At 64.9% G+C, this 11,471-nt stretch carries 13 protein-coding genes; 9 read left to right on the forward strand and 4 right to left on the reverse strand.

All coding sequences use genetic code 11. The annotated features are described in order from the left end of the window. Positions 1–10 precede the first annotated feature (10 nt). From ABIV12_RS16735 to ABIV12_RS16750, 4 genes are all read left to right on the forward strand, one after another. A complete protein-coding gene (locus ABIV12_RS16735) occupies positions 11–1,249 on the forward strand; it encodes a TIGR03862 family flavoprotein (RefSeq protein ID WP_348061437.1) in 1,239 nt (412 codons plus the stop codon). Positions 1,250–1,309: 60 nt separating this feature from the next. Continuing rightward, positions 1,310–1,906, forward strand: coding sequence for a GNAT family N-acetyltransferase (locus ABIV12_RS16740; protein WP_348061439.1), 597 nt, complete (start codon positions 1,310–1,312; stop codon positions 1,904–1,906). Between the two features lie 2 nt (positions 1,907–1,908). Continuing rightward, positions 1,909–2,790 (forward strand): carbon-nitrogen hydrolase family protein, encoded by an 882-nt coding sequence (locus ABIV12_RS16745; RefSeq protein WP_348061461.1) that lies wholly within the window; start codon positions 1,909–1,911, stop codon positions 2,788–2,790. A gap of 92 nt (positions 2,791–2,882) precedes the next feature. Beyond that, entirely contained in the window at positions 2,883–3,434 is a 552-nt protein-coding gene (locus ABIV12_RS16750) for a hypothetical protein (RefSeq protein WP_348061441.1), read from the forward strand. Positions 3,435–3,442: 8 nt separating this feature from the next. Here ABIV12_RS16750 and ABIV12_RS16755 read toward each other — a convergent pair whose 3' ends face one another. Together ABIV12_RS16755 and ABIV12_RS16760 are read right to left on the reverse strand one after the other, a co-directional pair. Next, positions 3,443–3,931 (reverse strand): phosphatase PAP2 family protein, encoded by a 489-nt coding sequence (locus ABIV12_RS16755; RefSeq protein ID WP_348061463.1) that lies wholly within the window; start codon positions 3,929–3,931, stop codon positions 3,443–3,445. Positions 3,932–3,984: 53 nt separating this feature from the next. Next, positions 3,985–5,139 (reverse strand): glycosyltransferase family 1 protein, encoded by a 1,155-nt coding sequence (locus ABIV12_RS16760; RefSeq protein ID WP_348061443.1) that lies wholly within the window; start codon positions 5,137–5,139, stop codon positions 3,985–3,987. Positions 5,140–5,361: 222 nt separating this feature from the next. On the opposite strand from ABIV12_RS16760, the gene ABIV12_RS16765 reads away from it, so the two are divergent. The 5 genes from ABIV12_RS16765 to ABIV12_RS16785 all read left to right on the forward strand — a co-directional run bounded on the left by ABIV12_RS16765 (position 5,362) and on the right by ABIV12_RS16785 (position 9,754). Then, complete coding sequence (locus ABIV12_RS16765) at positions 5,362–6,360, forward strand: ABC transporter permease subunit (protein ID WP_348061445.1); 999 nt, start codon at positions 5,362–5,364, stop codon at positions 6,358–6,360. After that, a complete protein-coding gene (locus ABIV12_RS16770; protein ID WP_348061447.1) occupies positions 6,360–7,622 on the forward strand; it encodes an ABC transporter permease subunit in 1,263 nt (420 codons plus the stop codon). The genes ABIV12_RS16765 and ABIV12_RS16770 overlap by 1 nt, the downstream gene beginning before the upstream one ends. A 79-nt stretch (positions 7,623–7,701) precedes the next feature. Beyond that, positions 7,702–8,463: a phosphate ABC transporter ATP-binding protein gene (locus tag ABIV12_RS16775; RefSeq protein ID WP_348061449.1), complete on the forward strand. Its 762-nt coding sequence runs from the start codon at positions 7,702–7,704 to the stop codon at positions 8,461–8,463. A gap of 119 nt (positions 8,464–8,582) precedes the next feature. After that, positions 8,583–9,293, forward strand: coding sequence for a phosphate signaling complex protein PhoU (phoU, locus tag ABIV12_RS16780; RefSeq protein WP_348061451.1), 711 nt, complete (start codon positions 8,583–8,585; stop codon positions 9,291–9,293). After that, complete coding sequence (locus tag ABIV12_RS16785; RefSeq protein ID WP_348061453.1) at positions 9,290–9,754, forward strand: GNAT family N-acetyltransferase; 465 nt, start codon at positions 9,290–9,292, stop codon at positions 9,752–9,754. Before phoU ends, ABIV12_RS16785 begins: the two co-directional genes overlap by 4 nt. A 12-nt stretch (positions 9,755–9,766) precedes the next feature. Here ABIV12_RS16785 and ABIV12_RS16790 read toward each other — a convergent pair whose 3' ends face one another. Next, positions 9,767–10,708, reverse strand: a complete 942-nt coding sequence (locus ABIV12_RS16790) for a sterol desaturase family protein (protein ID WP_348061455.1) — start codon at positions 10,706–10,708, stop codon at positions 9,767–9,769. A 40-nt stretch (positions 10,709–10,748) separates the two neighbouring features. Next, a partial coding sequence (locus ABIV12_RS16795; RefSeq protein ID WP_348061457.1) for a 3-hydroxyacyl-CoA dehydrogenase family protein occupies positions 10,749–11,471 on the reverse strand: 723 nt, incomplete at its 5' end.

Here is an 11,471-nt window from a genome sequence, read left to right on the forward strand (position 1 = left end):
CGCGCCCACGATGAGCGGCAGGAATCACCGATCGCTCGCCGTCATTGGCGGCGGTCCTGCCGGACTGATGGCGGCGGAAGTCGCGCGCGCGGCGGGCATCGAGGTCGACGTTTACGACCGCATGGGTTCGGTGGGACGGAAATTCCTGATCGCCGGAAAGGGTGGTCTCAATCTCACGCATTCCGAATCGTTCGACGCATTCGTCGGTCGCTACGGCGACCGGTCCGCGTTGGTCGCCACGTGGTTGCGCGCCTTCGACGCCGACCGATTGCGTGCCTGGGCACGCGAGCTCGGCGTGGAAACCTTTGTCGGAAGTTCGGGTCGCGTATTTCCACTGAGCCTCAAAGCGGCCCCGCTGCTGCGCGGATGGGTTCGCCGACTGCGGGCGAGCGGCGTCCGATTCCACGTCAATCACGACTGGCATGGGTGGGATGCCGCAGGTGCGTTGCGGTTTCGTGTGGGGGACGATGCGCGTTCGGTGTCGCATGGCGCGCTGGTTCTGGCCTGCGGAGGCGGTAGTTGGCCGGTGCTCGGATCGGACGGTGCATGGGTCCCCCGACTGCAACATGCGGGGATCGATGTCGCACCGTTGCAACCCTCCAACTGCGGTTTTGACGTCGACTGGAGCGCGCATCTGGCCACGCGCCACGCCGGGCAGCCGGTGAAGCCGGTGGTCATCGAATGGACGGGAGCGGACGGTGTGCAGCGCCGGCAGGGCGAGTTCGTCATCACGGCTTCGGGTGTCGAGGGCAGCCTGATCTACGCGTTCAGCGGAGCGATCCGCGACGCCATCGCGCGCGCGGGCCCGATGACGATCCGACTGGACCTTTCGCCCGGGCGCGAGCAGTCCCGGCTGGAACGGGATCTTGCCAAACCGCGCGCTGGCCGGACATTGAGCGAGCACCTGCGTCGGCAGGCCGGCATCGACGGCGTGAAGGCCGCGCTGGTGTTCGAAGTTGCGAGCAAGGCGGATCAGCAGGATCCGGTTCGGCTTGCATCGATCATCAAGGCACTGCCGCTGATGCTTCAACGCGAGCGGCCACTCGCAGAAGCAATCAGCTCGGCCGGCGGCGTGCGCGTGGACGCCCTTGACGGCGCGTTGATGTGCACGGCCAGACCCGGTGTGTTCTGCGCCGGTGAAATGATCGATTGGGAAGCGCCGACGGGTGGCTATCTGCTCGCCGCGTGCTTCGCCAGCGGCCGGATCGCCGGGCAGGGCGCGGCCCGCTGGATCGGCGCGACGATTTGACGCCGATACGACGTCCTCCGCTACTTTGCCTGCTGCACCGTCAGTCGCTACCGTAGCGCGATGATCAACGTCCAACTCTTCACCGGCGCTGCGGTGACACCCCATCTCGACGCGGTCGCCGCGCTGCGCATCGCGGTTTTCCGGGACTGGCCCTACCTGTACGCGGGCGATCGCGACTACGAAGCGCAGTACCTCGCGACGTACGCAAAATCACCGGACAGCTTGTTTGTGCTGGCCTTCGATGGCAACGAGGTGGTGGGTGCGTCGACCGGCGTTCCCCTGCTCGACGAGGTCGCGTCGTTCAGGCAACCATTCATTGAGCGCGGCATCGATCCGGCGCGGGTGTTCTATTTCGGCGAGTCCGTACTCCTCACGCGCTATCGCGGTCAGCGACTCGGCCACCGGTTTTTCGATGAGCGCGAGCGTCACGCCGGATTGCTCGGCCGCTTCGAGACAACCGCGTTCTGTTCGGTCGAGCGCCCGCCCGGCGATTCGAGGCGACCGGACGGGTTTCGACTGAACGACCGATTCTGGGCAGGTCGGGGTTACGTGCGGCAAGACGACATGCTGTGTCGGCTGGAGTGGCAGGAGCTCGGCGATGATGCGCCCTCCGACCACGCGCTGCGCTTCTGGCTACGTCCATTGGAGGCTTCATGAAAATCGTCGTTGCCGTCGCGCAGTACGCCATCGGAGCGCCTGCCGATTTTTCGGATTTCGCCGCGCGCGTCGGCGGGCGCGTTGCCGGCGCTGTACAGGCCGGTGCGAACGTCGTCGTGTTGCCCGAATACCTGGCACTCGAGGCCGCTGCGGGCCAGGTTGAGGAGGTGCGCGCGGATTTCGTGCGCTCGCTTGCAGCCATGCAGGTTCAGCATGACGGTTACATCGCAATGGCATGCGAGCTTGCGATGCGGCATTCGATCTATCTCGTTGCCGGGACGTTTCTCGTGGATATCGGCGGCGGTCGTTATCGGAACCGCTCCTATTTCATCGCGCCGTCTGGAAAAATCACGTTTCAGGACAAGCTGACGCTGACCGGTTTCGAGCGTGACGCACGCGTGATCGAGGCCGGCGACGAGCTGAAGGTGTTCGACACCGAGTTCGGGCGGGTGGGCATCGATGTGTGTTACGACATCGAGTTTCCGCTGTATGCGCGTGCGCAGGTCGAAGGGGGCGCGCGCGTGATCCTGGTACCCAGCTGCACTGACACCGATGCCGGTGCGCATCGAGTCCGCGTCGGCTGCCAGGCGCGCGCACTCGAAAATCAGGTGTACGTTGCCTGCTCCGTGACCGCGGGAGAAGCCGCGTGGAGCCCCGCGCTCGATGTGAATACCGGTCGCGCGGCCATCTATACGCCCATCGATCGCGGCTTTCCTTCGGACGGCGTCGAGATTCGTGCCGACGAAGGCGCGCAGTGGGCGTGCGCGGAGCTCGATCTGGAGGCGCTCGATGCCTTCAAGCGCAATGCGCAGGTTGCGAATGCAAGCGACTGGCTGGCACAACTGCGGCCATCGACGATGCGGGCACGGGTGGAACGATTCTAGTTTCGTTGCGCAAGGGAACGCTTGGCTGACCGACGCTGGACTCCGTCGCAATCCGTGCCAGGCCGATGCGGCACCTCATCAACGGAATGATCATGAAGGGATTCGTCGTGCTTGCGGTCCTGCTGGGTGGTGTCGCGAGTTCCAGTCTCGTGCACGGTTCCGCTTCGGAAGGGGTTGACCGCGTGTCGGCCCGCACCTGCCGCGAAATGCTGTACGACGCAAAAAAAGCGTACGACGGCAAACACGACGACACCGCGCCTGCACTGTTCACCAGGACCGCCTGTGCCGGTGACAAGGGAAGCCAGTGGGCGCTCGGGCGGATGTACCTTCTGGGTCAGGGAAGCGGCCGAGACGACCTGAGCGGCTATGCGTGGATGAAAGTCGCCGATGAAGTGCCGTTTTCGACCTATCCACCGGTGATCGCGAAAATCGAGGCATCGCTCCCGACCGACCAACGCACGATCGCCGCTGCAGATGCAAAAGCCGAAATCGATGCGTACGGGCTGCGCGCGACCAACATGAGCTGCAACAAGCGCGCGTCACGCGGCGGCCACATTCTCGACAGCATCGTGCGCACGCCAGAGTTCAACGGATCGTCGGTGTTGCTGAGGCGCTGCATCGATGCATCGCCTCCGAAATCCTGAGTGCGCGATCAGCCGATCCAGCCGGCGGGAATCACGCCGAACGATGCGCCAGCGAGCACGATGCCAATGAACGTGGCGGCGAGCACGTCGCTCGGGTAATGCAGGCCGAGCACCACGCGCGAGATCGCCACCAGCAGGGTGAACGGCAGCAGCACTGCCGCAAGCCACGGGAACCATGCAATCGCGATCATGCTGAAGCTGACCGCATGCAGCGTGTGGCCCGATGGAAAGCTGAACTCGTCGAGTGGCAGGAGATAGGCCGTGATCTCCGCGTGCGCACGGAACGGTCGCGCGCGACGTGTCCAGCGCTTCAGAGACCGGTAAAGCGTTGCAGCAACCAGGCCGACCAGCGTCATGTGCAAGGCGGCGTGTGCTCCGCGAACGCCACCGCCCAGGGCGAGGCCTGCGATCAGTACGTACCAGAAACCGCCGTCACCGAGCCGGCTGATGCAGCTGAAGAAGCGCGTCGTCGCGCGTCGTGCGCCCCAGCGATTCATCGCCAGGCACAGGTTCCGTTCTCCGCAGCCAATTCCGATACGCTGCCAGGTGGTCATGCGGCTCTCCGAAGTGAAAGGTCAGCGAGAAGATCGGCGAAGTGGGCCGCGACGCCCGCCGAGTCGAGATCGGCGACGGCATCGCGTGTACTGCTGCGCGATACACGTTTCATGTCTGCTGATTCTTGCGCGATGTTCGTCGCCATCGCCAACGCGGCCACGACGAAGGCCTGGTGATCAGCCATTGCAACGCGGCTGCCGGCATGCGGATCGTTGAGATGCGCGCGCGCGGCGCCATAGTCGAACGCAACAACGCGAACACCGCTTGCCAGCGCTTCGAGGGTGACGTTGCCGAACGTTTCAGTGAGGCTCGGAAACAGGAACAGATCCGCGCTGGCGTAATGGCGCGCCAGATCGTCTCCGCGCTTCGCGCCGGTGAAAACGATGTCGGGATTTTGCCCGGCGAGCGCCGCCCGAGAGGGCCCGTCACCGACGAATACCATCCGCGCGGTGGGCTGTGCGGACTTGATCGCACGGAATGCGTCGATCGCGAGCTCGAGGTTCTTTTCGGGCGCTATCCGGCCCACGTGAATGACGGCCAGATCATTGGGCAGCAACCCCCACTCGCAACGCAGGGCTTCATCGCGACGGTCGGGGTGGAACAGTTCTCCATCCACGCCGCGGCGGAGCATCTGCACGTTCGTAAAATGCTGCGCGCGGAGGAAAGCCACCAGTTCCGTCGTGGGGACCAGTGTTGCCGACGCACGATTGTGGAAGCGTCGCAGATACGCGAAGACGATCGGTGTCAGAAAGCCGACGCCGTAGTGGCGCGCAAAATCGTCGAATCGTGTGTGGAAGCCGGTGCATGCAGGAATGCCGAGGCGGCGACCCGCACCGAGGGCAGTGAGGCCGAGGGGCCCTTCCGTCGCGATGTAGAGCACATCGGGACGTCGAGCACTCCAGCGACGTTGCAATGCATGCCGGGCCGGAAGTCCGAATCGAAGGCCTGGATATCGGGGCAGTGATGCGCCGGGCAACAGGACCTGCTCGAACGTCGGATCCGACTGCTCCGGCTCCTCACGGGTCTGAGCCGGACGCACCAGTTCGACCGTGTGTCCGAGCGCCGCGAGGCCGCGCGCCAGCGACTGCACGGTCAGCGCAACGCCGTTGATTTCCGGTGGCCATGTTTCGGTGACGATTGCAACGCGCATGCGCAAGGCGCCCTGGATGATTTGCGCGACGGTGACAGCTCCCGTTGACCCGCGTGTTGCGCCGGCATGACCAATCGATGACCGCCATACCGACGCTGCGACACCGCTGTCATGAGGCGGCCCTGGCATGGTCCAATGCCCGCTGTTCCAGCGATGTGGGAACCCATGTTGAGTCAGGACTTCATTGCGCGAGCAGCGCTTTCGCGGCGGCGGAGCGAGCGCGTGCGCGGCGCGCTGGTTTCCGCCGGGACGGCTCTCGTGCTCGCCGGCATGCTGGCGATTCCACTCTATCTGATGGCCGGCCTGTTGCCGTGGTCCGGACTGCCGGCGGACGCGTGGAGCCGTCTCGCCGTGATCTTTGCCGGCACCCTGCGTGCCGGCGCCTGCGCGGTGCTCGTCGCCGTTCCACTCGGCGTTGCAACCGCGATGTTCACCGCCCATTTTTGCGCGTCCCGCTTGCGCGCGTGGATCAAACCGTCGCTGGAAATGCTCGAAGCGGTGCCGACCGTGGTGTTCGGGCTGATCGCAACGACCACCATTGCGCCGTGGCTGGCAACGCACGTTGCGACGGTTCTTGCGCTCCTCGTCGTGGTGCCGGCGCTGCTTCTGACCGGAGGAATGGCGCTGGGTCAACGCGTGCAGTCGTACGGCTGGCTTCCGTTCTGGCTGCTGCCGCTGATCGTCGCCGTGGTTGCAACAGGTGCTGCCTTGGGCGCGCAGCACGATGCGATTGCGATCGTTCCCGAAAGTCCGTGGAATGCAGTGCTGGTCGGACTCGCGCTGGGATTCGCGTCGATGCCGCTGGTGTTCTCGGTCGCCGAGGACGCATTGTTCCTGGTGCCACGCACGCACACGCAGGCGGCGTTTGCGTTGGGCGCGACCCGCTGGCAGGCACTCGTTTCGGTTCTGTTGCCGGCTGCGGGCTCGGGTTTGATGGCGGCCGCGTTGCTCGGACTATCGCGTTGTCTCGGTGAAACGATGATCGTGCTGATGGCGAGCGGCAACACGCCCATTGCGGGATTTGATCCGCTGGCCGGGTTGCGGTCGATCAGTGCGGATCTGGCACTCGGCATGCCCGAGGCTGCAGCGGCGAGCGAACCCTATCGAAGTCTGTTGCTGGCCGCGCTCCTACTTCTGGTGCTCACCCTCGCGCTCAATTGCCTCGCCGAAGCAGTGCGCGAGCGGCTGCGGCGTCGCATGCACGCAGTGGCGGGCGCCTGATGGGTCGGCGTGAGGGGGACGGGAAAATCTGGTTGCTCGCCGGTGCAACCGCGACAGGTCTCGGAGTTCTGCTTTGCCTGATCGGATGGCTTGCGATCGCCGGCCTCGGTGCATTCTGGCCACTGTCGGTCACGGAGATGCAACTGCGCAATGGCAGTGCACTGCTTGGGGAAATCGTATTCGAAGACAGCGGCGTCATTGCGCTGCGCACCAGCGAGATCGACCGGATCGGTGTCGCCTATCGACGCGTGCCGCGTATCGACATCGTGTCGCAATCGCAGCCCGCCGACGCGATCACGGTCGTGCTGGACGACGGGCGTCGCCTGTTCGGGCGCGAGTCGACGACGAGTGCGGCGCGCGTGTTCGCGCTCGCAAGCCGACCGGCGCTCGAGCGCGAGGTCCAGCATGTGAACGCGCTCGACCGGCTCGCGCGCATGCGATTGTTCTTCGGCAATGTGGGTCGCTTTCTGGCGACTCCGCCGACCGCGTCCAACCTCGATGGCGGCGTTCTGCCGGCGCTGATCGACACCGTCGTCCTTGTGTTGCTGATGAGCATGATCGTGATGCCGCTCGGAATTGCGACGGCCATCCATCTGCATGAGCAACGCAGCCGTTCCACTCGTTTCGTGCGTTCGGCGATCACGACGCTGGCGGGCATTCCATCGATCGTCTACGGCGTGCTGGGCCTTGGACTGTTCGTCCACGGCGTCGGCGGGAGCATCGATCAATGGTTCTATGCCGACCGGCTGCCCGTTCCGACGTTTGCCACTGGCGGGCTGCTGTGGGCGTCGTTGACCCTGGCGCTTCTGACCGTACCGGTCGTCGTGGTCAGCGTGGAGGAGGGGCTGGCGCGCATCCCTGCCGGCTTGCGCGACGGCTCCCTTGCGCTTGGAGCGACGCGAGAGGAAACGCTGTGGCGGTTGCTGTTGCCCGCCGCTCGGCCGGCGCTTCTGACCGGACTGGTCCTGGCGATTGCACGCGCTGCCGGCGCGGTCGCGCCGATGATGCTGGTCGGTGTGGTCAAGCTCGCGCCGACGTTGCCGATCGACGGCGACTTTCCGTTTCTCCATCCGTCGCGCCAGTTCATGCACCTTGGATTCGGAATCTACGACGCGGCACTCGCGAGTTCCGACGCAATTCGCGGTGTGCCACGCGCGTATGCTTGCGCTGCACTGCTGGTGGCGGTGGTGGTCGCGCTGAACCTCTCTGCGATCCTGCTGCGTCATCGTCTTCGCGAGCGCTATCGCGCGCTGGAATACTGACCGACACGACATGGAAGAAAGAGGACTCTCGTCGCTGAGTGCACCGCCCGACGTCCCGGCGTCGACGGAGACGCAGACCATGCACGCAGACGTCGCGCTGCGGACCGAATCGTTGTGCCTCTGGTACGGCGCACGGCAGGTGCTGCACGAGATCAGTCTCTCCATTCCGGCGTTGAGAATCACCGCGCTCGTCGGTCCAAGCGGCTGCGGCAAGTCGAGCCTGCTGCGCTGTCTGAACCGGCTCAACGACGAGATCGCAGACAGTCGCACGACCGGCCGCATTCGCATTGGTGAAATTGATGCCCATGCGAAGGACACGCTCGTGCACGACCTGCGTCGGCGCGTCGGCATCGTGTTCCAGCGTCCCAACCCGTTTCCGCTGTCGATCCACGACAACGTGGCCTACGGACTGCGCCTGCTCGGCATCCGTCGCCGCAGCGAACTGGACGACCGTGTTGAGGCGGCGCTCAAGGCGGTGGCGCTATGGAACGAAGTGGTGTCGCGGCTGGACGAGAGCGCGCTCGATCTGTCGATCGGGCAGCAGCAGCGTCTGGTGGTCGCGCGCGCCATCGCGGTCGAGCCGGACATCCTGATGCTCGACGAGCCGGGCTCCGCGCTCGATCCGGTCTCGACGCTCCGCTTCGAGGAGTTGCTGCATGAACTTGCGCGACGCCATACGATCGTGCTCGTGACCCACAACATGCAGCAGGCAGCGCGCGTCTCCGATTTCACCGCTTTTTTGCATCAGGGACGCCTGGTCGAATTCGGAGCGACCGACGCGCTGTTCACCAACCCACGGGAACGACAGACCGAGGACTTCATCACCGGGCGCTATGGCTGACGGTCGGAATCGCGATTCGATCGCGCCGCGCGCTCAAGGCGCAGTCGATGATCAGCGGGTTGCATGTTCTCTTTGCACGCCCTTTACTACTCACTTTGCCAATCCCGAATCTCCAAGCCATGGACCGCCTTCACCTTTCCCAACACATCTCGCGTCAGTTCAACAACGAGATCGAGGACGTGCGCCGCCAGGTTCTCGCGATGGGCGGCCTGGTGGAGGAGCAGATTGCCGCCGCAATGCACGTGTTGATTGAACGCGATGCCGGCGCAGGTGCGCAGATCCGCGAGCGCGAGCAACAGGTCAACGCGGCGGAACTCGCGATCGACGAACAATGCGCGTTCATCCTCGCGCGCCGCCAGCCTGCCGCGTCGGATCTTCGGCTCGTGCTTGCCGTGATGAAGATGCTGGGCGATCTGGAGCGCATCGGCGACGAGGCCAAGCGCATCGCGCGGATCGGCGAAAGGTTGCTCGACGACGAGGGCGGGGTGGACGTGACTGCGTCACTCGGTGACCTCGGTCGCTGTTCGCGCGACATGTTGCGCGGAGCGCTGGACGCGTTCGCGCGCCTCGACGAACACCTCGCGCTCGACGTGATGAAGCGCGACCGCAAGCTCGATGCACTCTACAAGGAGTTGAACGCGACGCTGGTGGCCCGCATGCAGCAGAAGCCCGAACAGATTCCGGTCGAACTCGATCGCCTGTGGTGTGCGCGTTCGTTCGAGCGCATCGGCGACCGCTGCAAGAACCTGTGCGAATTCGTGCTCTATCTCTTGCGTGGCAAGGACGTGCGCCATTCCGGACTCGCCAAGGCAGGCGAGTCGCCGGCGTGATCGCCGATTGCGAAATCGCGCTCGCACGCCCGGCCGATTCGCGCCGGATCGCGATGATGTCGCGCGATCTGGTGGAGCACGGACTCACTTGGCGATGGACACCACAGCGGATCTTGCGGGTCATCCACGATGCGTCGATCAACGTCGCGGTTGCGCGCGACAAGGGAGCCCTCGCCGGATTCGCGGTGATGCAATACAAGGACGACGAAGCGCATTTGCTTCTGCTTGCCGTGGACTACGCCTACCGCCAGAAGGGCGTTGGCAGCGCGTTGATGGGCTGGATGGAGGCTACCGCACTTGTCGCAGGGACGGGCTGCATCTATCTCGAGGCGCGCAAGGCCAATGCGCAGGCCCGGCAGTTCTATGCGCGGCTCGGGTACCGGGAGGTTGCCGAAGTCACCGGGCTCTACTCGAACAACGAAGACGGCGTGCGCCTCGCGAAGGATCTGTGGGCGACGTGATCGCCCACGCGATCACGTCATCGGAGTGGCGGCGTCGCCTGCGATTTCCCGTGCGCCCGCGCCGCTGAACGGCTGGGCAAGTTGACGCAGGAAGCCGGACGCGATTCGACCGTCGATGCCGATGTCCGCTGGCGGACGCCGCGGCGGGTTGAAATACGTTCCGAACACAAGGTCCCACAGCACGAGATTCTCGCCATAGTTGCGATTGCCTTCGGCCGGAACACGCGAGTGATGCCAGCGATGCAGGCCGGGCGTGCTGAAGACGTAGTCGAGCGGTCCTGTGTGCATCACGACATTGCAGTGGGTCAGAAGTCCGGTGATTGCGGTAACCGCGCTGATCCACAGGAAGACCGGCAGCGGTGCGCCGAGGACGTACAACGGAATCTGCCCGAGCGCGCCCTTGAAGCACGTGTCGACGATGTGGAAGCGTCCTGTATTGACGACCCAGAGGCGCGTCACGCTGTGATGCAATGCGTGAAACCGCCAGAACGGCGGCCACTCGTGCGCGATCCGATGGGCAACGTACAAGCCGAGTTCGGCGATCGCGAGGCCCAGCACAACCTGCGCGAACAGGGGCCACTGTTGCGGCCACAACAGCGCGGCCGAACGACTCGCCGGATCGACCGCCGTTGCGGTCAGCATCGCCGCCGTCGTCACGGCTGCAGCAGCGACCTGCACCAGGCCCTTCGTCAGCAGCGTGTGCGAGAGATTTGCGCGGGTCTCGCCGTCGGCTTCAAGCCAGCGGACTTCATGCGGCATCAGTCGTTCGAGGATCCCGATGACGAGCGCGACCGATGCATACACGATGTTGAAGCCGAGGAGGGGATGCGTGCTCGCCAGCGCCGCGTGGACGCCGATCAGACCCGCTCCGTAAATCGTTGGCCACAGCACCCACGAGAGGACTCGCGCGCCGCGACTTTGTACCGCGGCGGCCGACGCCGTACCCGCGATCACGCTTCGACCTCGCATGCAATCGGGATCGAACTCAATGCACTCATGTCGCTGCAGTCTGCAGCAGCCGATTGTCCCACCCGGGTCGTTCATTGAAGCGGGCGCCATGCCTCCCGGCAAGCGCGGCGAGGCGCGCACGCAGGACAGCGGTGCCTGTGTCGCGAATGTACTGCACGGGACCGCCGCGAAATGGAGCAAAGCCGGTGCCGAAAATCACCCCGGCGTCGAGCAGGTCCGCGTCGTCGACGACCTTGTCGTGGAGACAGGCAACCGCCTCGTTGAGCAGCGCGAGGATCAGCCGGTCCTCGAGATCCGCGGGCGCGACGTAGGCCGCATCGACTTCGGGTTTTTTCGCCCGGCCCTCGTCCCACACGTAGAATCCTTCGCCATCCTTCTTCCCGCGCTTGCCGCCTTCGACCAGCGTGCCGATGCCTGCGGGGATCTCGAGACCGAGGAACGGACCCAGCTGCGCACCGACCGACGCGGCAACGTCAAGCCCGACGGTGTCGATCAGCTCGATCGGCCCCATTGGCATGCCGAACTTCTTCGCCGCCTTGTCGATCACCGGACCTGGAATGCCTTCGCTGTACGCGCGCGCGGCTTCGAGCATGTACGGCATCAGGATGCGGTTGACGAGGAATCCCGGTGATCCGGCGACCGGCACCGGTAGTTTGTCGATCGCCTTGCAGAAAGCCAACGCGCGTTTCTCGATGGCCGGATCGAGCCTGTCCTGCCTTACGATCTCGATCAGCGGCATCAGCGCGAC

Origin of the sequence: Dokdonella sp., assembly GCF_039926425.1 — a bacterium.
Taxonomy (GTDB): Bacteria; Pseudomonadota; Gammaproteobacteria; order Xanthomonadales; family Rhodanobacteraceae; genus Dokdonella_A.